This window comes from Streptomyces sp. NPDC005302 (assembly GCF_040607345.1).
GTDB lineage: Bacteria > Actinomycetota > Actinomycetes > Streptomycetales > Streptomycetaceae > Streptomyces.
On the sequence record NZ_JBEXGN010000021.1, the window covers coordinates 25,334 to 50,047 of the forward strand.

Consider the following 24,714-nt stretch of genomic DNA (forward strand, 5'->3'; position numbering starts at 1 on the left):
GGGACGGCCGGGTGGGGCGAAGAGAGCGAAAACCCGCTTCACGCGCGGGCGGCATGAAGGATGCGTATAAGTGAAGGCATGACGCCGACTCCCGTACCCGTCCACTGGAAGCTCGTCATCGACGCCGCCGACCCGCACGCGCAGGCCGACTTCTGGTCCGCCGCGCTCGGGTACACGGTCGAGGACAACAGCGCCCTCATCGAGCAGTTGCTCGGTATGGGTGCCCTGCCCGCCGAGGCCACCCTCGACTTCCACGGCCGCCCGGCCTTCCGTGACCTGATCGCCGTACGGCATCCCGACGACCCCTACGACACCGAGCGCGGCACCGGTCTCGGGCGGCGGATCCTCTTCCAGCGGGTTCCCGAACCCAAGACGGGCAAGAACCGTCTCCACCTCGACCTGCACCCCGGCGAGGGACGCCAGGCCGACGAGGTCGAACGGCTGGGCGCCCTGGGGGCGAACATCCTGCGCGACGTGAAGGAGCCGTCCGGCGCCTGGGTGGTGATGGCGGACCCCGAGGGGAACGAGTTCTGCGTGCACTGACGGCCCGCGGGGACTCGCCCCTCAGCGGTGGTGGGCACGTGTCGGTGCCGGGGCCGCTGTCCGCCGGGCGGCGGGCGACCTGCGGGTCAGTTCCCCCGTCGTCTCGACGCGCTCCTCGTTGAGCGCGTGCGCCGCGGCCGGGGTCGGCCCGGTGCGCAGATGCGCCGCCACGGTCGGCGGCAGCTTCCCGCCGACCGCAAGATCGGCCGCGACGTGGGAGCGGAGCACCGCGACCACCGCGAGGTGACGCCGCAGCTGCTCCGGAGGGAGCGACGCCACGGAGACGTTCACGGCGGCGCGTACGTCCGCCGGATTCGTCGGGACGGGCGCGGCGCCCTCGGAGTTCGGCACGCGGGAGCCGGAGGCCGTCGTACGGTTCCGTGCGTTCCTGTCACCCGGACGGGCCGAGGGATCGGACACCGGCGGCTGGACGGTGCGCCAGCTCATCGTGCCGGTGAGTTCATTGACGCTCACCTCCACCCGGGGGCGCGGGGCCGTCCCGGTGGCGGCGCGGTGGGACACCGGTGAGCGGCTGTACGCGGCGGTGACCCGGGCGCGATCGAGCACGGCAGCGGGGACGGACGCCGACACGGAAGCGGCCGCGGTACCGCTCGTGGAAGAGGCGTGGGTGGGCTGCTGTGACGGGAGTGCGGGCCTGCTCCTGACCTGGCCGGCGGCCTTCTCGATGTCCTCGGCCCGCCGGTCGCCGGGCACTCTCCTCTTTCCCGATCGCCTCCCCATCGGCTGATCCCCTTCCGTCCCGTGCCCGTGGGTCCGCTTCTCCCCCTTCTCTCCCCCTGATGCGCGGTCGTCACTCGCGCGGGAGCGGGCAGGGTCGGTCAGGGAGTGTCGTTCACAGGGCGCGGGCGCGTTCGGCGAGGCGGCCCATGCGGGTGCGGGCCGACTCCAGTTGACCGATGTCGTCGGCAGCCGGGCCGCCGTCGGCGGCGAGTTCGGTCCAGACGCCGATCAGGGCGCGCCCGAGGTGCAGGCCCTGGAGCGGGTCGCGCACGGCACGCCACGCGGTGGCCGCGCTCTGCACGTTGCCGTACGCGCCCTCCGCGTCCCGCTGACGCCACCGCACCCGCGCCAGATCGAGCGACAGGTGGAACGACCTCAGCGCGTCGCCGGCCAAGTAGGCGATGTACGCGGTCAGCTCGCGCAGCTTCAGCACCTCGGGGTGCTCTTCGCCGAGCGCCTGCGCGGCCGCGGCGACCGTGCGTTCCGCCGTGCCCGCGGCCTCGTCGATACGGCCCATCTTCACGGCCTCGTTGATCCGCGCGACGGGCTCCGCGTAGAAGGCCGTGGTGCCGCCCCGCCCCGGGTCCGCGTCGTCCGGGTTCGGCGCGAGGACCGCCTCGGCCACGGCGTCGAAGCCGCGCACGGGAGCGGGCTTCGGCTCCGGTTCCCGCTCGGGGGTGAGCAGGGCCAGTGCCTCCATGGCGGGGGCCGACGGCTTCGGCGCGGGGGCGGACGGCGGCTCGGCGACGGGGTCCATCACCGGTGCCGGTCCGAACCGGCCCAGCGGAGCGGGCACTGGTTCCGCCGCCGACCGCAGCACCTGGGTCACGCCACCGCCCGGCAAGGACAGGTACTCGGGCTCGGACTCGGACTCGGACTCGAAGTGCGGCTGCGGCCGCACCTTGCGCAGGACCACGGTGGACGGGGCGGAGGTCACGGGCTTCACCGTTTCGGCGGGTTGGGCGGGCTCGGCGGGCTCGGACGCACTCACCGGTACCGGTGCAGATGCGGGTGCGGATGCAGGTGCGGGCGATGGCGCGGGTGCCGCCTGTGGGGCGGGTGGTGTCTGAGGGGCCAGTGGTGTCTGAGGGGCCGGTGGTGTCCCTTCCGGGCGCGGCGGCATTCCCTCCGGGCGCGCCGGCGTCCGTACCGGCTCCCCCGTGTAGCGGCTGGAGCCGTCGACGGACACCTGAAGCGGCACGACGAAGCCGATGCGTTCGTCGTGCACGCGCGCGAGGACGGGGTGGCCCACCGCCAGCGCGAGGTGGTGGAGGTGCCTGAGGATGGCGGCCTGCACCGGCTCGCCCGGCTCGGCCACGATCGGCCTTCCGTCGGCCGTCGCCACGGCGGGGGCGCCGTCGCCGGACGCCGAGGCGGCGGGCGTCGCCGGTACGCGCACCTCGACCGGGGCCTCCCCGGTGGCCGGCTGCCCCCCGGCACCGGCCGCCGGGTACTGCCGCTGAGGTTCTCGCTGCTGATCGCGGCTGAGTCGAGACATCGGTTCCCTCACGAAGGGGTGGTCGGGGGCGAGGACGGGATCGGGTGGGGGGACGAGGAACAGGGCGGTGGTGTCTCCGCCGCACAGGCGGGGCGGCGGAACACGTGCGGGCCGCGGCCGATCGGGGTCACGGCGGTGACGGTGGTCCCTGTGCTCGTACCCGTTCGCCGGCCGCTACGCACACCTCCGCTACGCCACCCGGTCGCTCCCGTGCGCGTGGTCCTCATCCTCGCCTCCCTCCACACTTCGGTCCCGGCCGGGGTTCCGGACCCACGGACGGCTCTTCGCCGCGGGGTGGGTGTGCCGAACCGGTCGAGCGGCTGCCGCCGTCTCACGATGAGCTCCGGCCGCCCCACGGTCCGGTCGGCCGACGCCTACAGCCGAGTCTCCCCGCTCCCACCTGTTTCCCAGGTCACCACGACGTCACAGGCTCGTCCCAGGGCAGGTCGGACCCCCTGGACAACTAGATGCGTACGCATATATTGTCCACGCATGTAGTCGTCGCGTCGCGTTCCGCGGCGCGTACCCCAGGGGGAGCCATGACCCGGAATTTCCTGTTCGTGCTGGGCAGCAGCCGCGCCGAGGGCAACACCGAGCTGCTGGCCCGCAAAGCCGCCGAGCAACTGCCTCCGGACGTCGGGCAGCGCTGGCTGAACCTGGCCGAACACGCGCTCCCCGACTTCGTGGACCTGCGCCGCGACAGCGACCACGTCCGTCCGCCCACCGGTACCGTCCCGGGGCTGTTCCTCGACGCCACGCTCGCGGCCACCGACATCGTGATCGTCTCGCCGCTGTACTGGTACTCGGTGTCCGGCCTCACCAAGCGGTACCTGGACTACTGGTCGGGCTGGCTCCGCACGCCCGGCATCGATTTCAAGGAGACCCTCGCCGGGCGCACCCTGTGGGGTGTCACCGCCCTCGCGCACGAGGAGCAGGAGGTCGCGGATCCGCTGGTGGGCACCCTGAACAACTCGGCCGCCTACATGGGGATGCGGTTCGGCGGTGTCCTGCTCGGCAACGGCAGCAGGCGCGGCGACGTACTGAACGACGCGGACGCCCTGGCCCGGGCGAAGACGTTCTTCGCGCAGGAACCGCCGCTCGCCCGCTTCCCTTACGAGGTGTGAGCAGCGCGCGTCCGGGTGCCGTCAGGCCGTGATGTCCTTGGCCGTGAAGCGTGCCCACGCCGCCGAACCGAACACGGCCGCGTACAGCGCCTGGAGGCCGAGGTTGCGGGTCAGATCGTCCCAGTAGACCGGCTCGCGCATGAGGTCGGCGAAGGACAGCCAGTAGTGGGAGAAGAAGTACGGCTGGAGCGCGTGCAGTTGCGGGATCTGGTCGAGGATCTGGACGGTGATGAGCAGGCCTACCGTCGTCGCCATGGCCGCGATGCCGCTGTTGGTGAGGGTCGAGACGAACAGCCCGAGCGCGGCCACGCCGATCAGTGACGCGGCGACGACGAGGGCGATGAGCAGCGCCCGGCCGAGCCCCTCGGTGAAGCTGATACGGGTGCCGGAGATGGTGGTCAGCTCGCCCAGCGGGAACAGCAGTACGCCCACCGTGAGCGCCGACACCGTCACGACCAGGGTGGCGACCAGGCAGAACGTCATCGTGGTCGCGTACTTGGTGAGGAGCAGCCGGGTGCGGCCCGCGGGCGCGACGAGGAGGTAGCGCAGGGTGCCCGCGTTGGCCTCGCCGGCGATCGCGTCGCCGGCGATGACCCCGACCGCCATCGGCAGGAAGAACGGGAGGGTCGCGGCCAGCGCCGTGAACACCAGGAACAGGCCGTTGTTGGTGATCTGCGCGATGAACGCCGGGCCCTCGCCGCCGCCTCCGCCCGCGGACGAGCCGTCGCTCGTCTCGATCCGGATCGCCACGCCGATCAGGACCGGCACGGCCGCGAGCACGCCGAGCAGTGCGATCGTCCGCCAGCGCCGGAAGGTGGTCACCAGCTCGCTGCGGAAGAGGCCGAGGGTCCAGAGCGGGTTCGGTCGCCGTCCGGCCGGTGCGGGGCGTGCGGCGGTGGCGGCGCGTGTCGACGGGGTGTCGGTCCCGCTCGTCCCGGCGCTGGCCCGCGCGCCCGGTGCCGATTCCGCCGCGGAGCCGGATCGCGCCCTCGCCTCCGTCGCCCCGTCGGTGGGGACGGGCGCATCCATTGCGGCCGGGGAGCCGGCCCCCGCTTCGGCCCCGGAGTCCGGCTGTGAGCCCGCGCCTTCTCCGGTGCGGCCCGTCTCCGGAAGGCTCTCAGCCCGCGACATCGAAGCCCTCCCCCGTCAGCGCCACGAAGGCGTCCTCCAGCGAGGCCCGTTCGACCCCGAAGCCGCGGACCCGGACACCCGCCGTGACCAACGCGGCGTTCAGTTCGGCGAGTTCGCGGTCCGGCGGTTCAGCGGTCACCCCTGTCTCCGTCACGACGAGATCCGTCACGCCCTGCTCCTTGAGGACCCGGGCCGCGTCTGCCGCGTCCGGGGTGGTCACGACCAGCCGTCCGCGTGCGCCCGCCGCGAGGTCGGCGACGGCGCCCTGGGTGATGAGCCGTCCCTGCGCCATCACGGCGGCGTGCGTACAGACCTGCTCGATCTCGTCGAGGAGATGCGAGGAGAGGAAGACGGTGGTGCCGTCGGAGGCCAGCTCCCTGACCAGGGAGCGGATCTCGCGCATGCCCTGCGGGTCGAGCCCGTTGGTCGGTTCGTCCAGGACGAGCAGCCGGCGGGGCTGGAGCAGCGCGGCCGCGAGACCGAGCCGCTGCTTCATGCCGAGGGAGTACGCCTTCGCCTTCTTGCTGCCCGCGGCCGTCAGCCCGACCCGGTCGAGGGCGGCGGCGACACGCGTCCGCCGGGTTCGGGGGTCGGCCGCCGGGTCGGCGGCGTCGTACCGCAGGAGGTTGTCCCGCCCGGAGAGGAAGCCGTACAGCGCGGGGCCCTCGATCAGGGCCCCGACGTGCGGGAGCACGGCCCGGGTGGCCCGGGGCATGGGCTGCCCCAGGACACGGGCCGTGCCCGAGGTCGGCTCGATCAGGCCCATCAGCATGCGGATGGTGGTGGTCTTGCCCGAGCCGTTCGGCCCGAGGAAGCCGAAGACGCTGCCCGCCGGGACGGTCAGGTCCAGACCGTCCACGGCGAGCTGTCCGCCGCGGTAGCGCTTGCTCAGCGAGCGCGTCGCGATCGCCGCGTCGTCGTCGGACGCGGTGCCGCGCCCGGCGTTCGCCGGATCGGGCTCGGCGGCGGACAGCTCCTCCATGGGCTCCCTCGGTTCGGCGTGCCTGCGGGACTCAGTGGGCCGCGTCGGCCGCCTTGACCAGGGCGGCCTTGGTGACGGCACCGGCGTAGACCTTGCCGTCGTCCGTGATCAGCGCGTTGACCAGGCGGGTGGAGAAGACGGTGCCCGAGCCGAACTTGCCGGTGACGTGGTCGCCCAGGGAGTTCAGGAAACCGTCGACGTCACTGTTGCCCGACGAGCCCTTCCCGCCGGACGGCATGCCCTGGCCGCCGTTGTCGAACACGGCGATCGTGCTCCAGCCCTTGCCGATGGTCTTCACACCGTCGAGGCCCTTGGCCAGGTCCTTGTCACCCTTGGGGAGCGACTCGTCGCCCTTGGGGAGGTCCTTGTCCAGGCCCTGGTGCGGCGTCTTCCCGGCACCCTTGTGGTCGTCGCCCTCGGTGACCTTCGCGCCCTTCGGCGGGGTGAAGGCGAACGTCGAGGCGGCCGGACGGGAGAAGTCGACCTTGGTGAAGCCCGCGTCCACGACGGCCGCGCCACCGCTCGCCGGGGTCAGCGTGAACTTCAGCGGCAGCCCGGTCTTCGCGTCCACCGCGATGCTGATCGCGCCGACCGTCGAGCCGGACTGCCTGGGCTTGACGACCAGCTTGTACGCGTCGCGGCCGGCGACCTGCGCGGTGCCGTCGACGGTCACGGACGTCGTGTCGTCCACGGACTTGAGCGCCTCGTCGGCGAGGTCCTTGGGCGTCGCCGGAACGTCGTGCGGCGCCTTGCCCTTCGCGTCCGCGGACTCGGGAGCGGCCGCGTGGTAGACCTCGTTCGACTTGCTGTCGTACCCCCACACGTGCTTGCCGTTGTGGATGACGCTGTACTCGGCGGCGTTGTCGAGGAGGGAGACCTTGCCCTTGTCCGGGCCGTCGGCGGCGACGCGCAGCGTGTGCGTGCCCGACGCCAGTTCCATCAGCTTGGACTGCGGGTCGGCGGAGGAGCCGCCGTCACCCTTGACGGCCCCGGACGCGAAGCCGCTCGCCAGGCCGCCCAGGTCGGGCAGTCCCAGGTCGGTGGTGATCTTGACCGTGCCGGACAGCTGCTGGACGTCCGACTTGGCGATCTTCTCGATGAGTTGCTGGGCGGTGACCTTCGGCAGGTCGGGGTCCCCGGACGAGGCGAGCGCGGGGACGAGCCCGATGGTCGCCGCCGCCACCCCCACCACCGCGACCGGAACGACGTACCGCGCGGCCCTGTGCCGTCCGGCGCGCACGTCGTCGGCCTCGTCGGTGGCCTTCGCGTTGTCGTCGGTTTCGTACGGTGCCATGTCTGCCTTACCTCCGTCGTCGGCGGCGGCTCTGTGGTCCTGCCCCTGCTCCACCCCTAAGCCGCCATTCTCACCCGAACCGGTGAGGAGTGGTGCTCTCCATATGACCAAATCCGCGCGATGGAAGCGTCAGCCCGCGGAATCAACTCCGCGTAGTCCTGCGGTATGACACGAGAGGGCGGCGCCTCCCCGGACCCGTAGGGGTCGTACCGGGGCGGGCGCCGCCCTCTCCGCGTGTCAGGTCACCGACGGCCCGGCAGAACCGCCGGGAACGCCCGTGTCAGCCGGGCGAACAGCCAGGGGGCCGCTCGACGAACAGCCAGGTGGGCCGCTCAGCCGGCCCGGTGCACCACGGCGTCCGCCAGCTCGACCAGCGCGGCCTTGGCGTCGCACTCGGGCAGCGGGGCCAGCGCGGAGCGCGCGTCCTCCGCGTACCGCACCGTGTCCCGGCGGGCCTGCTCCAGCGCGGGGTGCTCCCGCAGCCGGGTCAGCGCCTCCGCGTGCCGCGCGTCGTCCGTCAGGTCGGAGTCCAGCAGCTCGCACAGCGCGATGTCCTCGGCGAGGCCCAGCCGCTCCGCGCGCTCCCGCAGCCGCAGCACCGGCAGCGTGGGGATGCCCTCGCGCAGGTCGGTCCCCGGGGTCTTGCCCGACTCGTGCGACTCGGAGGCGATGTCGAGGACGTCGTCCGCGAGCTGGAAGGCGACGCCGAGGCGCTCGCCGTACTGCGTCAGCACGTCGACGACCGTCTCGTCGGCGCCCGACATCATGGCCCCGAAGCGGCACGCGACGGCGACCAGCGAGCCGGTCTTGCCGCTCAGCACGTCGAGGTAGTGGTCGACCGGGTCCCGGCCGTCGCGCGGCCCCGCGGTCTCCAGGATCTGGCCGGTCACCAGCCGCTCGAACGCCTCGGCCTGGATGCGGACGGCGTCGGGCCCGAGGTCGGCCAGGATGTACGAGGCGCGGGCGAAGAGGAAGTCTCCGGTGAGGACGGCCACCGAGTTGCCCCAGCGGGCGTTCGCGCTGTCGACACCGCGCCTGACCTCTGCCTCGTCCATCACGTCGTCGTGGTACAGCGTGGCGAGATGGGTCAGCTCGACGACCACGGCCGAGGGCACGACACCCGGCGCGTAGGGATCACCGAACTGGGCTGCGAGCATCACGAGCAGCGGCCTGAACCGCTTCCCCCCGGCACGCACGAGGTGCTGGGCGGCTTCCGTGATGAAGGGGACCTCGCTCTTGGTGGCTTCGAGCAAACCCTCCTCGACAGCCGCCAATCCGGCCTGGACATCGGCTTCGAGAGCCTGGTCCCGCACGCTCAGCCCGAACGGCCCGACGACGGTCACGAGAGGTTCTCCTGTCTGCTGACGATCACATGGCGAACTCGGTCGATCATTCGGTCGATGACACGGTTTGTCGATGTGTCGCTGCCATCACTCAAGTCAGCGTATCCGGTCACGTTTCGATCACCACGAGCGCCCACCGTCCCTCGGCCGAGTCGACTCCGCCGGGAGGAATGCGGCGATGACACCTGTAGGACACACGGATACACGTCCGTATGCCCGGCTCTGCGAGTACCCCTCCTCCCGGGCGGTATCCGGGAGCCGACGGTATGTTCATGATCAGTTGAGACAAGCCGACATACGACGACATGTACCAAGGTCCGGTGTACACGGAAGAGGGTGGCGGTGTCCCGTAGCTCCGTGGCGGCCGAGCCCGGCCCGCCCCCGGCCGACGACACCGCCTTCTTCGGCCGGCCCAGGGGGGCTCCTCACGCTGTCCGGCCTGGAGGTCTGGGAGCGCTTCTCGTTCCTCGGCATGCAGGCGATCCTGGTCCTCTCCTTCGCCGACACGGTGTCCCACGGCGGGCTCGGCATGGCGCCGGGCACCGCGGCGTCGGTCTCGGCGGCCTACGGAACGCTCGTCCACCTGGTCTCCGTCCCCGGCGGCCGGCTCGCCGACCGGATGCTCGGCGCCTACCGCGCGGTCCTGTGGGGCGGCGTCCTGATCGCCTGCGGCCACTACGCCATGGCAGTCCCGGCGGCCGCCGCGACCTGGGCGGGCCTCGGCCTGATCAGCGCGGGGACCGGCCTGCTCAAGCCGAACGTCGCCACCATGGTCGGCAAGCTCTACCGGACCGACGACGAGCGCCGCGACGCCGGTTTCGCCCCCTCCTACATGGCGATCAACATCGGCGCCTTCACCGGCCCGCTGATCACCGCCTGGCTCGGCGACCACGAGGGCCGGCACCGGGGCTTCTCCGCGGCGGCCGTCGGCATGACATTCGGCCTGATCCAGTACGCGGCCGGCCGCCGTCACCTGGCCGGGCGCACCCGGTCCGCGGAATTCGCCCTCGCGCCGGACACCATGCGCCGTGCCGTCCGCGGGATCGTCCTCGGACTGTTGGCCGTCGCTGTCCTCGCCGTGCTGTTCGCCTCCGTCGGCCGGCTGACCATGGACCGCTTCCTGGAGACGTCCGGCATGTCGGCGACCACCAAGCTCGCCCCCGCCGCCTTCCCCAGCCAGACCATGTCCCTCTGGTTCCTGTCGCTCGCGCTCGCCAACGGCATCCAGGCCCAGACGGTGAAGCTCTACGACGACGTCTCCAAGCCCGCCTACTTCGGCGTCAACGGCGCGATCGCGGTGGCCGCGGGCCTGGCCGTGACGGCCCTCGCCCCCTGGCTCCGCCGCACGATGCATCCCGTCCACTGAGGTGACCCGCATGCGCATCCGTACGTCCTTCCCCTACGAGACCGTTCACGAGGACGTCCTCGTCCCTCTCCCGGACGGCACCCGGCTGTACGCCCGGATCTGGCGCCCGGTGACGGAGGAGCCCGTACCGGCGCTCCTGGAGTACCTCCCGCACCGGCTGACCGACTGGACGGCACCGCGTGACCGGCAGCGCCATCCCTGGTACGCCGGGCACGGCTACGCCTCCGTCCGCGTCGACGTGCGCGGTCACGGCAACTCGGAGGGCCTGCCGGGCGACGAGTACTCCGAGACCGAGCTGGCCGACGGGGTCGCGGTGGTGGAGTGGCTGGCCTCCCAGCCCTGGTGCACCGGCCGGGTCGGCATGTTCGGGATCTCCTGGGGCGGCTTCAACTCCCTCCAGATCGCAGCCCTCGCACCCGAGCCGCTCAAGGCGGTCGTCACGGTCTGCTCGACGGACGACCGCTATGACAACGACGTGCACTACACGGGAGGTTCCGTCCTCGCCGTCGACATGCACGCCTGGGCGGCCACCATGCTCGCCTTCGTCGCCCGCCCGCCGGACCCGGTGCACGTCGGCGAGGTGATGTGGCGCGACATGTGGACCGAGCGGCTGGAGGCCGTCGACCCGTTCGTCCACACCTGGCTGGCGCACCAGACCCGGGACGCCTACTGGCGGCACGGCAGCGCCTGCGAGGACTACGGCGCCATCCGCGCGGCGGTCCTCGCGGTCGGCGGCTGGCACGACCCGTACCGCGACACCGTGCTGCGCCTGGTCGAGAACCTGCCGCCGGAGCGCGTACGCGGTCTCATCGGCCCCTGGTCCCACCAGTACCCCGACCGGGGCCTGCCGCCGGGTCCGGCGATCGGCTTCCTCCAGGAGACGCTCCGCTGGTGGGACCACTGGCTCAAGGACGAGGACTCGGGCGCGCTCGCCGTCCCCCTGCTGCGCTCCTACGTGATGGACGCGCATCCCCCGGCGACCGTGTACGAGGAGCTGCCCGGCCGCTGGGTCGGCGACCCCGCGTGGCCCTCGCCGTCGGTGACCCCCGTCCCGTACGCGCTCCAGGGCGCCCCGCTCCTGGTGCGCTCCCCGCAGCACACCGGCGTCGACGCCGGCCGCTTCTTCCCGTTCGGGAACGACGCGGACCTGCCGCCCGACCAGCGCGAGGAGGACGCCCGGTCGGTCTGCTTCGAGTTCGAAGTACCGGAGGAGACGTGGGTGTTGGGCCGGCCCCGGGTCCGCCTGCGGCTGACGTCGACGTCCGCCCGGGGCCAGGTGATCGCCCGGCTGTGCGACGTGACCCCGGACGGCGCCTCCACGCTCGTCACCCGGGGCGTCCTGAACCTGTCGGCGCGCCGTGGCCGCGACCAGGCCGTTCCCTGGGAGCCGGGCACCACGGAGGACGTGGAGTTCGAGCTGAACGGCATCGGCTACGCGTTCCCTCCGGGCCACCGCATCCGCCTGAGCGTCTCCTCGGCGTACTGGCCCTGGGTCTGGCCGCAGCCCGGCTCCGAGGCCGGATTCACGCTGGACCCCGAGGGCAGCACCCTGGAACTGCCGGTACGGACGCGGGAGTCGGACCCCTCCATCACCTTCGAGGAGGCGGAGGAGGCCGAGCCCCTCGGCGTGGTGGTCCCGGTGACGCTCGACGAGCCGCGCCCGGAGCGCCTGGTCCTGCGTGATGTGGCCGCGGGCACCTGGCGTCTGGACGTGGATCCCCGTTACGGCGGCACCCGCGTGTATCCCGACGGCCTGGAGTGCACGGAGGACGCGCGGGAGACGTACACGATCGACGAGTCGGACCCGCTGTCCGCCCGCGCCCGGTCCACCTGGACGGTCCGGCTGCACCGCCCCGACCTGCCCTGGGACACCCGCGTCGAGACGACGTCGGTCATCAGCTGCGACGCGCGGGACTTCATCACCTCGAACGAGGTCGTCTGCCGGGACGGCGACGAGGTCGTCTTCCACCGGACCTGGGAGAAGCGCATCCCGCGCACCGCGGGCTGAAGGAAGCGGGCGGGAACGGCAGTTCACCGGCCGCCCCCGCCCGGCATCCTTCCTGGAGCCGCCCGGCATCTGGCCTGAGGCCGCCCGGCCACTCGGCCGTGAGCCGCCCGGGAGTCGTCAACTCCGCCTCCACGCGGCGCAGTTCACCCGCGCCGGCACCGGCACCGCCTCGGTCCCGCACGCCGTGCGGCCCGCCCGTCCCCCACACCGTGCGGCCCGCCCGGCGGGCGTCCCGGAACTCTCCGCGCCCCGGACAGTGGTGGCGTAATGCCCGACTTGCCCGGCATGCCGCCTTGATGACCCCCGGGCGCGTGAGTTGAGTCACGCGAGAACCAATGGATCACCCGCTGCCCACTCCTTGCCACCCCCTTCGCCAAAGGCAAGTTGAGGATTCAATTCCGGCGCAATCGGACGTTTCACCCTCGCCCTAAACAGGCAAAAGCGATCTTCACCGCCACATCAGGCCTTGTTCCCGACATGTGCAGTCGCATACGTTCTCGTCGCACCGAGCGGATCGCCTAATCCTGCCGCCGCCCGGTAACCCACCCACCCACGCACGGCAGGAGCGGGGGAACCACAGGTAAGCCGCCGATCCGGGAGACCGGACCGGCTAGGGGTGAAGCCGCGCCCAACAGCGCGGCCGGGCATCTCCCGCCCGAACCCGACAGCTCACCTCGTAGGCGTCGGAGAGGACATTTCGTCATGCCCGCAGGCACGCACCGTCACGGCCGGACCACCTTCATCACCCGCGGAATGATCGCCGCCGGAACGGGCGCACTCGCCCTCGCCCTCCCGCTCATGAGCGCGACCGGCGCCCACGCCGCGACCCCCCAGGTCGCGAAGACCGCCAAGACCGCGGTCGTCCCGAACGTCCAGCTCGTCACCTACAAGGTGGTGGCCGGGGACACCCTGACCAAGATCGCGAAGAAGTACCCGTCGAGCGGCGGCTGGCAGAAGCTGTACGCGGCGAACCGCGCGGTCATCGGCGACAACCCCGCCCACCTCCGCACGGGCCTCACGCTGACCGTCGGCACCAAGACCCTGAAGGCTCCGGCCAAGGCGACCACGGCCGCCAAGACCACCGCCACCCAGGCGTCCGCCACCACGTACGCCAACAACCTGGACGGCTGGATCAAGCAGTCCCTGGACATCATGGGCAAGGCAGGCATTCCGGGCAGCTACGACGGCATCCACCGCAACGTGATGCGTGAGTCGTCCGGCAACCCCCAGGCCATCAACAACTGGGACTCCAACGCGGTCGCGGGCACCCCCTCGAAGGGCCTGCTGCAGGTCATCGACCCCACGTTCCAGGCCTACCACGTGGCCGGCACGTCGATGGACCCCTACGACCCGGTCGCCAACATCACGGCCGCCTGCAACTACGCCGCCGACAAGTACGGCTCGATCGACAACGTCAACGGCGCCTACTGATCGCACCGGCGCACCCCGCGCCCCCGCACGACACCGGCCGGCGGCACCTTCGGGTCCGCCGGCGGTGGCGTACCGGCCCGCGGGCGGGAACGACCGGTGCCGTGGGACGGTGGCGGACCGGGTGCGCGGAGCGGTCGCCTTCCTGAGGGTGACGCGCCCGGCGTCCGGCGCCCCGACGCCTCACCCGCCCGGGACCGGGAGTGCTGACGGCACGGCCTGGGACGACGGCGGAAGTCCCGGGCCGGCTCCCTCCTAGAACCCGAAGATCCGTTCCAGGACCACCGCGATCCCGTCCTCCTCGTTCGAGAGGGTGACCTCGTCCGCCACGGCCTTCAGTTCCGGATGGGCGTTGGCCATCGCGACCCCGTGCGCCGCCCAGTCGAACATCGGGATGTCGTTGGGCATGTCCCCGAAGGCCAGCGTCGCCGACCGGGTGAGGCCGAGGTGGGTCGCGGCGAGCGCGAGGCCGGTGGCCTTGGTCACTCCGCATGGCTGGAGTTCGACGGTCCCGGGTCCCGACATGGTGACCGTCGCCAGCGAACCGACCACTCCCCGGGCCGCCGACGCCAACTCGTCGTCGGACAGGGAGGGATGGCGGAGCAGCACCTTGCTGATCGGCTGGGCCCACAGGTCGTCCCGCCGCCGCACCCGCACCGCCGGAAGAGTGGGATGCGGCATCACGTACCCCGGCTCGATGAGCGTCAGCCCGTCCACGCCGTCCTGGTCCACCGCCGCGTACAGCAGGCCGACCTCCGCCTCGATCTTTCCGAGTGCCGTCTCCGCCAACTCCCTGTCCAGGGTCACCGACCACAGCAGCCGGTCCGTCCCCGCGTCGTACAGCTGCGCGCCCTGACCGCACACCGCCAGCCCCTCACCGCCGAGTTCGTCGAGCAGCGGTCGAACGCGGGGCGCGGGACGGCCCGTCACCACCAGGTGCTGGGCGCCCGACGCGGTCACCTTCGCCAACGCGGCCCGCGACCGGTCGGAGAGCGTGTCGTCGCCGCGCAGCAGCGTTCCGTCCAGGTCAGTGGCGATGAGTGAATATGCAGTCGGAGCGGCCATGATCCGAAGAATACGGATCGAACGACACATCGGCCCGGCGTGAACCGGACGACGTCCGGTATCCCGTCAGCAACGCCGTTCACCGTACGGTGGCAGGCGCGTTGCGACCGGTTGGGATCACGCAGGGCCCGCTTCCGCTCGGACGGACTTTCCCGTACAGGAACGATCACAACGGCTCAACACCCCTGATCCGGAACGCCGATCCCCACCGGGCGACCCGGTCGCCCGGACCCTCGCGGAGGATTCCTGACGGACGGGTTGCCCGGTGGGGCCAGTGATCCGGTGGCTCACCCGTGCGCGGCCGCCAGGTGCTTGGCGAGCCGCGGGGAGGCGAACTCCGTGCCGCACACGAAGCGCATCACCGGACCGTACGAGGACGCCGCCGGCAGGCCCGTGAAGTACAGCCCCGGAAGTGAGGAGCGGTACCCGGCGCCCAGCCTCGGCGTGCCGCGACTCGCGACGAGCCCCGCCCGGAGTTCATGCCCGAGGAAGTCCATCGCGGCGATGTCGACGCGATAGCCGGTCGCCGCTATGACGTGGTCGGCGGTGAGTTCCTCGACCCGGCCGCCGAGGGTCCGCACCGTGAGGACGGGCTTCCCGTCGGTGGCCTTCGCGCCGACGATCCGCTGCACCTCACGGACGGCGACCTTGCCCTCGAAACGGTCCCGGAGCCACCACGCACCGAGGGGTCCGAGCACCCGGCGGACCAGGTAGTGCCGGGCCTCGGCGGGCAGATAGCGGTACGGCTGCGGGTAGTAGCTCAGGGCCCACAGGGACCAGGCGCGCCCGAACGGCGACTCGGGACGCAGCTTCGGCTGGTCCCACGGAGGCGCCCCGAAGTCGACCGCCCCCGCGCCCCGGGACACGACACGGACCTGCGCGCCCGCCTCCGCGGCCAACGCCGCCGTCTCCAGGGCGGACTGGCCGGCGCCGACGACGATCAGCTCCTTGCCGGAGAACCGGCGCAGATCGTGGTGCTGCGAGCTGTGCGAGACCGGACCGGAGGGCGTGGGACCGTCCGCCGCCGCCCCGGCCAGCTCGGCGGGCAGGTGGGCCAGCCCGGACAGCCCGGTGGCGACGACGACCGCGCGCGCGGTGAACGACTCCCCGGAGTCCAGCTTGATGTCGAAACCACCGGACCCGTCCGCGTCCCGGCCGCTCCTCCGGTCGACCGAGACGACCCGCACCCGCTCCAGCTCCGGCACGAGCTTCTGCCGGAACCACTCCCCGTACGCGATGAACGTCTCGACCGGGATGATGTCCTCGTCCGTGACGAGGCGCGGTATCCCCGCCGCCACGCAGTAGTCGCCGAGGGTGTGCCCCCGCTGCGGGGCGTCGATGTTCGAGGCGGCCGGAGTCGACTTGAGGAGCATTCCCTCGGGCATGTGGTCGCGCCAGCTCACCATGGGTTCGCCGAAGACCCGCACCGGAATGCCCCGCGCCCGCAGATGGGCGGCGGTGGACAGTCCGAACGGCCCCGCGCCGATGACTGCTACGGGATGAATCACGAAGTCCCTCCCCAGGACGTACTACGTCTACTTCGCGGTGGAACTGCTGCTGCCGCCGCGGCGGTTGGTCCGCCACAGTTGGTACAGATGCTTCGCGCCCGGCCGCACGAAGCGCGCGAGCATCGTGAAGAACGGCCGCAGGTCGTCACCCGCGAGCCAGGCCAGCTCCGTACCGCTCGCGCGGGCCGGCGCGTGCGGTGTCGTGTAACCACTACGCCGGTAGGCGAGCAGCGCCGGCAGGTCGATGTTCTCCACGATGTACCGGTGGCCGGCGCGCTGTTCCCCCTCCGGAACGGCCCGGCCGGTCAGGTTCAGGTGCAGGGCACGGACGACATCGATCCCCGACTCGCTCTCGAAGAGCCGGAACTGGGCGCCCATGCGCGGGTTGAAGTCGAGCAGCTTGTACTGACCGTCACGGCGGTCGAAACGCAGGTCGAGGTCGATGATTCCGGTGAAGCCGATCTGTTTGATGAAACGTGCGGCGATGTCCGCGAGTTCCGGATTGTCGACGACGTACGCGTTCGCCGTCATGCCCGCGTGCGGCGGCCAGGAGCGGACCTTGACGCCGGTGAACATCGCGAGCGGTGTCGAGTCCGCGTCGAAGCAGGCGTGCACGATCCAGTCCTCCGCGTCCTCCCTCGGCAGGTACTCCTGGAGGATCACGCCGGGCTGCGGCCCCCAGTCGCGGGCGAGCGCCAGCAGCCCCTCGCGGGTCGCGATCCGGGTCGTCCCGTTCACCGCGGGCCGGCTGCGGCGCACGAAGGCCTCGCGGTTCTTGGCGACGAGCGGGAAGCGCGCCTTCTCGGCGAACGTCTCGATCTCCTCGTACGACTGCGGGAAGGCCGCGGCGGGGCTGGGGATGCCGTGTTCCACGCACAGTTCGTGCAGCCCCTGCTTGCTGGCGAGCCGACGCGGCAGTTTGGCGTCCACCCTCGGGAAGAGGAAGCGGCCCGCCAACTCCTCCTGGTGCTCGGCGATCAGCACCGCGGCCTCTTCGTCGGTCGGGACGAGGACCGTGGGGCGGCCGATGCGCCGGCCGACGCGCAGCAGCCCCTCGACGAGCTGTTCGGGTTCCTCCGTCCCCGTGGTCGGCCACACGAACGCGCGCCGCAGATAGCGCGAACTGGCGGCCGGCGTGTACCGGTCCTCGGTGATGGCGTACATGGGTATGCCGAGCCGGCCCAGGCTCCGGATGGCGCCCACACCGCCGTGATGCAGCGGGTAGTCGCCGAACTTGACTATGAGGCCCGGGACTTCACGGTCGGCGTCGACCGGCACACCGCTGGAACTCCTGGCCATGGGTCCCCCCACATGTCCCCCCTACGGACCGGACCCACCCCGTCCGTGTCCCCCAAAGGACGCTAAGCCGGAATTGCCACCTCCGACAAGGCCATTTCGGACATTGCAAACTCTTTAGACACTGCCGCTGCGGGCCCACTCCCCCGTAACGTGTGCCCCGACCACAGGAAACGCGTGGAACGCATGGATCACATGGCGCGTACGAACCCGAAAGCGAGGCACCTACCGATGCCCCCCTTCGATGTCCCCGAGGGCGATCCCTTCGGCCCGCACAACCTCCCGTACGGCGTGTTCTCCCCGACCGGCGCGGCGGGTGCCGCGCAGCGGCGCGTGGGCGTACGCCTCGGCGACCATGTGCTGGACGCGGGTGCCGCGGCCCGTGCGCTCGGCTCCCCGTACGCCGGGCTGCTCGCGCAGCCGACGCTCGACCCCCTGCTCGCCGCGGGCCGCACCGCCTGGTCCGACGTCCGGCGCGCGCTGACGGCCTGGGTGACCGTCCCGGCCCACCGGGACACCCTCGCTCCGCATCTCCATCCCCTCTCCGAGGTGACACTCCACCTCCCCTTCACCGTCGCGGACTACGTCGACTTCTACGCCTCCGAGAACCACGCCCGGAACGTCGGCCAGATCTTCCGTCCCGACGCCGCCGACTCCCTCACGCCCAACTGGAAGCACCTGCCGATCGGCTACCACGGCCGCTCCGGCACGGTCGTGGTCTCCGGCACGGACGTCGTGCGCCCGTCGGGTCAGCGCAAGGCCCCCGCGGACGCCGCCCCCGTCTTCGGCCCGTCGATCCGCCTGGACATCGAGGCGGAGGTCGGCTTCGTCGTCGGCGCCGCCACGAAGATGGGCCACCCGGTCGGGATCGGCGACTACCGCGACCACGTCTTCGGGCTCTGCCTCCTCAACGACTGGTCGGCCCGCGATCTCCAGGCCTGGGAGTACGTCCCCCTCGGCCCGTTCCTCGGCAAGTCCTTCGCCACGTCGGTGTCGGCCTGGATCACGCCGCTCGACGCGCTCGACGACGCCCGTGTCGCGCCCCCGGCCCGCACGCACCCCCTCCTCCCCTACCTGGACGACGCCACCGAGGACCCGGGCGGCTACGACCTCCGGATCTCCGTCGCCGTCAACGGCCACGTCGTCTCCGAGCCGCCCTTCTCCACCATGTACTGGACGGCCGCCCAGCAACTGGCGCACATGACGGTCAACGGCGCCTCCCTGCGCACCGGCGACCTGTACGGCTCGGGAACCGTCAGCGGCGCCTCCGACGCGGAGCGCGGCTCCCTGCTCGAACTCACCTGGAACGGCCGCGACGCCCTCGAACTCCCCGACGGCAAGCGGACGTTCCTGGAGGACGGCGACGAGGTCACCCTGACGGCCTGGGCGCCGGGCCCGGGTGGCACCCGGGTCGGCCTGGGCGAGGTCCGGGGCCGCATCACCCCGGCCGTCACCCCGGCCGTCACCCCGTAACGGACGGCCCGTCGCCGGGCCGTCCCTCGAAGGAGAGACGGGAGACGGAGGGGGACGGGAGACGGAGAGACGGAAAGTCCGTGTCACGGTGGCCAGGGCCCTGGCCACCGTGACCCGTTGCAGGACCGGCCAGGGGCCCGCGCGGAGCGGAACTGGTTCGGCCACGGCGGCAAGCCGGGTCCGCCTCCGTGTCTCGTCGGGCCCGGCGGCGTCCCGGGCCCGCCGCACGGCCACACGGGACCCGTGTTCTGGCTCAGTGCTCTCGGCCTGAGTCCTCGACCGGGACCTCGGCAGATGGACTCGGCCCGGTGTCCGCGCCCGGCGCCTCCGGCGGTGTGCTCCGTCGGTGCACTCCGCCGGTGTGCTCGGTCGGTCCCTCGCCCGGCGGCTGGGCGTCGCGCGCTACATCCAGTCCTCGGGCTCGGGCTCCTGGTCCAGTTCGGGCCAGTCCGGGTCGGGTCGGTGGTCGGCCGCCGGTGCGGGAGCCGAGGCCGCGGCTGCCGGCGCCGGGGCGACCGATGCCGGAGCGGCCGGTGCCGGGGCGGTCGCGGGTGCGCCGCCGTCCAGTGAGGCCAGCACCGCGATCACGCCCTCCCCGTACGTGGCGAGCTTCTTCTCGCCCACGCCGCTGATGGTGCCCAGGTCCTTCACCGAGGTGGGCCACAGCGTGGCGATCTCCCGCAGCGTGGCGTCGTGGAAGATGACGTACGCCGGGACGCCCTGCTCGCGTGCCTGCTCGCCGCGCCAGGCACGCAGCGCCTCGAAGGCGGGGACGAGTTCGGCCGGCAGCTCGGCCGCCGCGGCGGCGGCCTTGGCCTTCCGCTCGCTCTTGGAGCCGGACGACCGGGAGGCCACCGGCTTCGGCGGCTCCTTGCGCAGCGGCACGTCCCGCTCCCGCCGCAGCACGGTCCCGCTGCCCTCGGTCAGCACCAGCGTGCCGTACTCCCCCTCGACCGCGATCAGGCCCTGGGCCAGCAGCTGTCTCGCGACACCGCGCCATTCGGACTCGGCCAGCTCCTCGCCGATCCCGAAGACGGACAACTGGTCGTGGTCGAACTGGATCACCTTGGCGGTCCGGCGCCCGAGCAGGATGTCGACGATCTGCCCCGCGCCGAACTTCTGTCCCCGCTCCCGCTGCAGGCGCACCACGGTGGACAGCAGCTTCTGCGCCGCCACCGTGCCGTCCCAGGTCTCGGGGGGCGTCAGGCAGGTGTCGCAGTTCCCGCAGGCCGGGGTGTTCGGGTCCTGGCCGAAGTAGGCGAGGAGCTGGGATCGCCGGCACTGCGCCGTCTCGCACAGGGCGAGCATCGCGTCCAGGTGGGAGGCGGCGCGACGGCGGAACGCCTCGTCCCCCTCCGAGCCCTGGATCATCTTGCGCTGCTGGACCACGTCCTGCAGGCCGTACGCCATCCACGCCGTGGACGGCAGTCCGTCCCGGCCGGCCCGGCCCGTCTCCTGGTAGTACCCCTCCACCGACTTCGGCAGGTCGAGGTGCGCGACGAACCGTACGTCCGGCTTGTCGATGCCCATGCCGAAGGCGATCGTGGCGACGACCACGAGTCCCTCCTCCCGCAGGAAGCGCGACTGGTGGGCGGCGCGGGTCCCCGCGTCCAGGCCCGCGTGGTACGGCACGGCCTCGATGCCGTTGCGCGAGAGGAACTCCGCCGTCTTGTCCACGGAGTTGCGCGACAGGCAGTAGACGATGCCCGCGTCGCCCGCGTGCTCCTCGCGCAGGAAGGACAGCAACTGCTTCTTGGGGTCGGCCTTGGGCACGATCCGGTACTGGATGTTGGGGCGGTCGAAGCTCGCCTCGAAGTGGCGGGCGGCCGGCATGCCCAGGCGCTGGGTGATCTCCTTGTGCGTCGCACGGGTGGCCGTGGCCGTCAGCGCGAGCCGCGGGACGTCCGGCCAGCGCTCACCGAGCAGGGACAGCGCCAGATAGTCGGGGCGGAAGTCGTGGCCCCACTGCGCGACACAGTGCGCCTCGTCGATCGCGAAGAGGGAGATCTTGCCCCGGGAGATCAGGTCCAGCGTGGACTCCAGGCGCAGCCGCTCCGGGGCGAGGTAGAGCAGGTCGAGCTCGCCGGCCAGGAACTCGGCCTCGACCACGCGCCGCTCGTCGAAGTCCTGCGTGGAGTTCATGAACCCGGCGCGCACGCCCAGCGCCCGCAGCGCGTCCACCTGGTCCTGCATGAGCGCGATGAGCGGCGAGACCACGATGCCCGTACCTGGCCTGACCAGGGACGGAATCTGGTAGCAGAGGGACTTGCCGCCGCCGGTCGGCATCAGGACGACGGCGTCACCGCCCGCCACCACATGCTCGATGATCGCTTCCTGCTCGCCGCGGAAGGCGTCGTATCCGAAGACCCGGTGGAGGGTGGCCAGTGCCTCACTCCCGCCCAGCGTCTCCGTCGCGTCCGCTCCGGTCATCACACCCGTCCCGCCCATCGTCCTGTCCCCCGTACGTCGCGCCTCGACCACTGCGTCCACGATAGGGGTCCGCGCCGACAGTCCGAGAGTTGTCCACAGGCTGCGACCGCCCGACTTCCCTACGCATCGGAACGCGCCCGGCCCACGATGGACGCGAATCGCGCACTCGCCCCACTGAGGCCGATGGGCCCACGCGAACGGGCCGGGCCCCGCTCCCAGGAGAGGAGCGGGGCCCGGCCCGTGTGACGCGGGGTTCAGCGCACGAAGACCCCGGCCTGGCCGGCCAGGTCCAGGAAGTACTGCGGCGCCACACCCAGCACCAGCGTGACCGCCACGCCCACCGCGATGGCGGTCATGGTCAGCGGCGACGGCACGGCGACCGTCGGCCCCTCGGGATGCGGCTCGCTGAAGAACATCAGCACGATCACGCGAATGTAGAAGAACGCGGCGATCGCCGACGAGATCACACCGACCACGACCAGCGCGCCCGCGCCGCCTTCCGCCGCCGCCTTGAACACGGCGAACTTTCCGGCGAACCCGGAGGTCAGCGGAATGCCGGCGAAGGCGAGCAGGAAGATCGCGAACACGGCGGCCACCAACGGCGACCGGCGCCCGAGCCCCGCCCACTTGGACAGGTGCGTGGCCTCTCCTCCCGCGTCCCGGACCAGCGTGACGACCGCGAAGGCGCCCACCGTGACGAACGAGTACGCGCCCAGGTAGAACAGCACCGACGAGACGCCGTCGGGCGACGTCGCGATGACACCCGCGAGGATGAATCCCGCGTGCGCGATCGACGAGTACGCAAGCAGCCGCTTGATGTCGGTCTGGGTGATCGCGACGATCGCGCCGCCCAGCATGGTGACGATCGCCACCGCCCACATGACCGGCCGCCAGTCCCAGCGCAGCCCTGGCAGGACGACGTAGAGCAGGCGCAGCAGCGCGCCGAACGCGGCCACCTTCGTCGCCGCCGCCATGAAGCCGGTGACCGGGGTCGGCGCTCCCTGGTAGACGTCGGGTGTCCACATGTGGAAGGGCACCGCGCCGACCTTGAAGAGCAGGCCCATGACGACCAGGGCGGTGCCGATGAGCAGCAGGACGTCGTTGCCCATCGTGCCGGCGAGTGCCGGGTCGACGCTGGTGATCGTGCCGTCGACGACCTGCGAGATCGTCGCGTACGACACGGAGCCCGCGTAGCCGTACAGCAGGGCGATGCCGAAGAGGGTGAACGCGGAGGCGAAGGCGCCGAGCAGGAAGTACTTCACCGCGGCCTCCTGCGACATGAGCCGCTTACGGCGGGCCAGGGCGCAGAGCAGGTACAGCGGGAGCGAGAAGACCTCCAGCGCGATGAACAGCGTCAGCAGGTCGTTGGCGGCCGGGAAGACCAGCATGCCGCTGATCGCGAAGAGCAGCAGCGGGAACACCTCGGTGGTGGTGAACCCGGCCTTCACGGCCGCCTTCTCGCTGTCGCTGCCGGGCACGGAGGCGGCCTGCGCGGCGAAGGAGTCGACGCGGTTGCCGTGCGCCTCGGGGTCGAGGCGCCGCTCGGCGAAGGTGAATACGCCGAGCACTCCGACCAGCAGGATCGTTCCCTGGAGGAACAGGGCCGGTCCGTCGACCGCGATGGCACCCATCGCGGCGATGTGCGCCTTGGTGGTGCCGTATCCGCCGGCCGCGAGCGCGACCACCGCGGCGAACGCGGCGGCGAGTGCGACGACGGAGACGAACAGCTGTGCGTAGTAGCGGGACTTGCGCGGCACGAACGCCTCGACCAGGACCCCGATGATCGCGGCACCCAGAATGATCAAGACGGGGGACAATTGCCCGTATTCGATCTTCGGTGCGTTGATCTTGGGGATCGGGTCGGCCGCGACGGCCGCCGTTGTCCACAGGCTGTGGACGGCTGATGCGCTCACTTGGCCGCCTCCACCGCGGGCTGGGGGTCCGTCTTGTGTACATCTGACATGGTCTGCTTGACCGCCGGGTTGACGATGTCGGTGACCGGCTTCGGGTAGACGCCCAGGAAGATCAGCAGAGCGATCAGCGGGGCGACCACCAGGAGCTCGCGCACCCTGAGGTCCGGCATCTCGGCGACCTCCGCCTTGACCGGGCCCGTCATCGTCCGCTGGTACAGGACGAGGGTGTAGAGCGCGGCCAGGACGATGCCGAAGGTGGCGATGATGCCGACGGCCGGGTAGCGCGTGAACGTGCCGACCAGGACCAGGAATTCACTCACGAAGGGCGCGAGCCCGGGGAGCGAGAGGGTCGCGAGACCGCCGATCAGGAAGGTGCCCGCGAGCACCGGGGCGACCTTCTGCACCCCTCCGTAGTCGGCGATCAGGCGCGAGCCGCGCCGCGAGATCAGGAAGCCGGCCACCAGCATCAGGGCGGCCGTCGAGATCCCGTGGTTGACCATGTAGAGCGTCGCGCCCGACTGGCCCTGGGTGGTCATCGCGAAGATGCCCAGGATGATGAAGCCGAAGTGCGAGATCGACGCGTACGCGACCAGCCGCTTGATGTCCCGCTGTCCGACCGCGAGCAGCGCACCGTAGATGATGCTGATCAGCGCCAGGACGAGGATCACGGGCGTCGCCCACTTGCTGGCCTCCGGGAAGAGCTGGAGGCAGAAGCGGAGCATCGCGAAGGTGCCGACCTTGTCGACGACCGCCGTGATCAGCACCGCGACCGGTGCGGTGGCCTCACCCATGGCGTTGGGCAGCCAGGTGTGCAGCGGCCACAGCGGCGCCTTCACCGCGAAGGCGAAGAAGAAGCCGAGGAACAGCCACCGCTCGGTACTGGTCGCCATGTGCAGCGACCCGTCGGCCCGGGCCTGGACGATCTCCTGGAGCGAGAAGTTCCCCGCCACCACGTACAGCCCGATCACCGCGGCCAGCATGATCAGGCCGCCGACCAGGTTGTAGAGGAGGAACTTCACCGCGGCGTAAGAGCGTTGGGTCGCCGCCGCCTCGTCACCGTGCTCGTGGGCACGGTCCCCGAAGCCGCCGATGAGGAAGTACATCGGGATGAGCATGGCTTCGAAGAAGATGTAGAAGAGGAAGACGTCGGTGGCCTCGAAGGAGATGATCACCATCGCCTCGACGGCCAGGATCAGGGCGAAGAAGCCCTGCGTCGGCCGCCACCGCTTGTTGCCGGTCTCCTGCGGGTCGGCGTCGTGCCAGCCCGCGAGGATCACGAAGGGCATCAGCAGCGCGGTGAGCGCGACGAGCGCCACCCCGATGCCGTCCACACCCAGCTCGTACCGCACCCCGAAGTCCGCGATCCAGGCGTGCGATTCGGTGAGCTGGTAGCGGTCGCCGCCCGGGTCGAAGCGCACCAGGGTGACCACGGCGAGCGCCAGGGTGCCCAGGGAGACCAGCAGCGCGAGCCACTTGGCGGCGACGCGCCGCGCGGCCGGCACGGCGGCCGTGGCGATCGCCCCGAGGGCCGGGAGCACCGCCGTCGCTGTCAGCAGAGGAAAGGACATCGG

The 24,714-nt window shown here is 71.6% G+C and carries 18 protein-coding genes, 1 pseudogene and 1 riboswitch; of the genes and pseudogenes, 7 read left to right on the forward strand and 12 right to left on the reverse strand.

What is annotated here, in order from left to right; translation table 11 throughout:
* Positions 1-78: 78 nt before the first annotated feature.
* Positions 79-543 carry a VOC family protein gene (locus ABZT74_RS26840; RefSeq protein WP_355878031.1) on the forward strand — a complete coding sequence of 155 codons (465 nt, stop codon included), beginning with the start codon at positions 79-81 and terminating at the stop codon, positions 541-543.
* A 21-nt stretch (positions 544-564) separates the two neighbouring features.
* Here the strand turns inward: ABZT74_RS26840 and ABZT74_RS26845 are convergent, their stop codons facing one another.
* The gene (locus ABZT74_RS26845) at positions 565-1,257 is read right to left on the reverse strand and encodes a hypothetical protein (RefSeq protein ID WP_356438755.1); all 693 of its coding nucleotides are present in this window, start codon (positions 1,255-1,257) and stop codon (positions 565-567) included.
* A 139-nt stretch (positions 1,258-1,396) separates the two neighbouring features.
* Positions 1,397-2,221 carry a hypothetical protein gene (locus ABZT74_RS26850; protein WP_356438758.1) on the reverse strand — a complete coding sequence of 275 codons (825 nt, stop codon included), beginning with the start codon at positions 2,219-2,221 and terminating at the stop codon, positions 1,397-1,399.
* A gap of 346 nt (positions 2,222-2,567) precedes the next feature.
* Between ABZT74_RS26850 and ABZT74_RS26855 the strand changes: the two genes are divergently transcribed.
* On the forward strand, positions 2,568-2,747 hold the full coding sequence (locus ABZT74_RS26855; RefSeq protein ID WP_356438761.1) for a hypothetical protein: 180 nt from the start codon (positions 2,568-2,570) through the stop codon (positions 2,745-2,747).
* Between the two features lie 574 nt (positions 2,748-3,321).
* Positions 3,322-3,906 (forward strand): NAD(P)H-dependent oxidoreductase, encoded by a 585-nt coding sequence (locus tag ABZT74_RS26860; RefSeq protein WP_356438764.1) that lies wholly within the window; start codon positions 3,322-3,324, stop codon positions 3,904-3,906.
* Positions 3,907-3,927: 21 nt separating this feature from the next.
* Here the strand turns inward: ABZT74_RS26860 and ABZT74_RS26865 are convergent, their stop codons facing one another.
* From ABZT74_RS26865 to ABZT74_RS26880, 4 genes are all read right to left on the reverse strand, one after another.
* Positions 3,928-4,935 carry an ABC transporter permease gene (locus ABZT74_RS26865; protein WP_356438767.1) on the reverse strand — a complete coding sequence of 336 codons (1,008 nt, stop codon included), beginning with the start codon at positions 4,933-4,935 and terminating at the stop codon, positions 3,928-3,930.
* 88 nt (positions 4,936-5,023) lie between these two features.
* Positions 5,024-6,019: an ABC transporter ATP-binding protein gene (locus tag ABZT74_RS26870; protein WP_356438770.1), complete on the reverse strand. Its 996-nt coding sequence runs from the start codon at positions 6,017-6,019 to the stop codon at positions 5,024-5,026.
* A 31-nt stretch (positions 6,020-6,050) separates the two neighbouring features.
* The gene (locus tag ABZT74_RS26875; protein WP_356438773.1) at positions 6,051-7,313 is read right to left on the reverse strand and encodes a DUF2092 domain-containing protein; all 1,263 of its coding nucleotides are present in this window, start codon (positions 7,311-7,313) and stop codon (positions 6,051-6,053) included.
* A 332-nt stretch (positions 7,314-7,645) separates the two neighbouring features.
* Positions 7,646-8,656 (reverse strand): polyprenyl synthetase family protein, encoded by a 1,011-nt coding sequence (locus ABZT74_RS26880; RefSeq protein ID WP_081218804.1) that lies wholly within the window; start codon positions 8,654-8,656, stop codon positions 7,646-7,648.
* A 342-nt stretch (positions 8,657-8,998) separates the two neighbouring features.
* Between ABZT74_RS26880 and ABZT74_RS26885 the strand changes: the two are divergent.
* The 3 genes and pseudogenes from ABZT74_RS26885 (at position 8,999) to ABZT74_RS26895 (ending at position 13,461) form a co-directional block, all read left to right on the forward strand.
* Positions 8,999-10,022 (forward strand): annotated as a pseudogene (locus ABZT74_RS26885) (oligopeptide:H+ symporter).
* Positions 10,023-10,032: 10 nt separating this feature from the next.
* Complete coding sequence (locus tag ABZT74_RS26890) at positions 10,033-12,030, forward strand: CocE/NonD family hydrolase (protein ID WP_356438776.1); 1,998 nt, start codon at positions 10,033-10,035, stop codon at positions 12,028-12,030.
* 537 nt (positions 12,031-12,567) lie between these two features.
* A riboswitch (cyclic di-AMP (ydaO/yuaA leader) is annotated at positions 12,568-12,728 on the forward strand.
* A gap of 4 nt (positions 12,729-12,732) precedes the next feature.
* Positions 12,733-13,461 carry a LysM peptidoglycan-binding domain-containing protein gene (locus ABZT74_RS26895; protein ID WP_356176898.1) on the forward strand — a complete coding sequence of 243 codons (729 nt, stop codon included), beginning with the start codon at positions 12,733-12,735 and terminating at the stop codon, positions 13,459-13,461.
* Between the two features lie 252 nt (positions 13,462-13,713).
* Here ABZT74_RS26895 and ABZT74_RS26900 read toward each other — a convergent pair whose 3' ends face one another.
* From ABZT74_RS26900 to ABZT74_RS26910, 3 genes are all read right to left on the reverse strand, one after another.
* The gene (locus ABZT74_RS26900) at positions 13,714-14,523 is read right to left on the reverse strand and encodes an HAD family hydrolase (RefSeq protein ID WP_355878058.1); all 810 of its coding nucleotides are present in this window, start codon (positions 14,521-14,523) and stop codon (positions 13,714-13,716) included.
* A 287-nt stretch (positions 14,524-14,810) separates the two neighbouring features.
* Positions 14,811-16,031 carry an FAD-dependent oxidoreductase gene (locus tag ABZT74_RS26905; RefSeq protein WP_356438779.1) on the reverse strand — a complete coding sequence of 407 codons (1,221 nt, stop codon included), beginning with the start codon at positions 16,029-16,031 and terminating at the stop codon, positions 14,811-14,813.
* A gap of 27 nt (positions 16,032-16,058) precedes the next feature.
* On the reverse strand, positions 16,059-17,330 hold the full coding sequence (locus ABZT74_RS26910) for an ATP-grasp domain-containing protein (protein ID WP_355878064.1): 1,272 nt from the start codon (positions 17,328-17,330) through the stop codon (positions 16,059-16,061).
* Between the two features lie 228 nt (positions 17,331-17,558).
* On the opposite strand from ABZT74_RS26910, the gene fahA reads away from it, so the two are divergent.
* Positions 17,559-18,800, forward strand: coding sequence for a fumarylacetoacetase (gene fahA / locus ABZT74_RS26915; RefSeq protein WP_356438781.1), 1,242 nt, complete (start codon positions 17,559-17,561; stop codon positions 18,798-18,800).
* Between the two features lie 402 nt (positions 18,801-19,202).
* Here fahA and recQ read toward each other — a convergent pair whose 3' ends face one another.
* The 3 genes from recQ to ABZT74_RS26930 all read right to left on the reverse strand — a co-directional run bounded on the left by recQ (position 19,203) and on the right by ABZT74_RS26930 (position 24,711).
* Positions 19,203-21,248: a DNA helicase RecQ gene (gene recQ, locus ABZT74_RS26920; RefSeq protein WP_356438878.1), complete on the reverse strand. Its 2,046-nt coding sequence runs from the start codon at positions 21,246-21,248 to the stop codon at positions 19,203-19,205.
* A 236-nt stretch (positions 21,249-21,484) separates the two neighbouring features.
* A complete protein-coding gene (gene nuoN, locus ABZT74_RS26925; protein ID WP_355878070.1) occupies positions 21,485-23,143 on the reverse strand; it encodes an NADH-quinone oxidoreductase subunit NuoN in 1,659 nt (552 codons plus the stop codon).
* On the reverse strand, positions 23,140-24,711 hold the full coding sequence (locus tag ABZT74_RS26930; RefSeq protein WP_355878073.1) for an NADH-quinone oxidoreductase subunit M: 1,572 nt from the start codon (positions 24,709-24,711) through the stop codon (positions 23,140-23,142). The genes nuoN and ABZT74_RS26930 overlap by 4 nt, the downstream gene beginning before the upstream one ends.
* Positions 24,712-24,714: the final 3 nt, after the last annotated feature.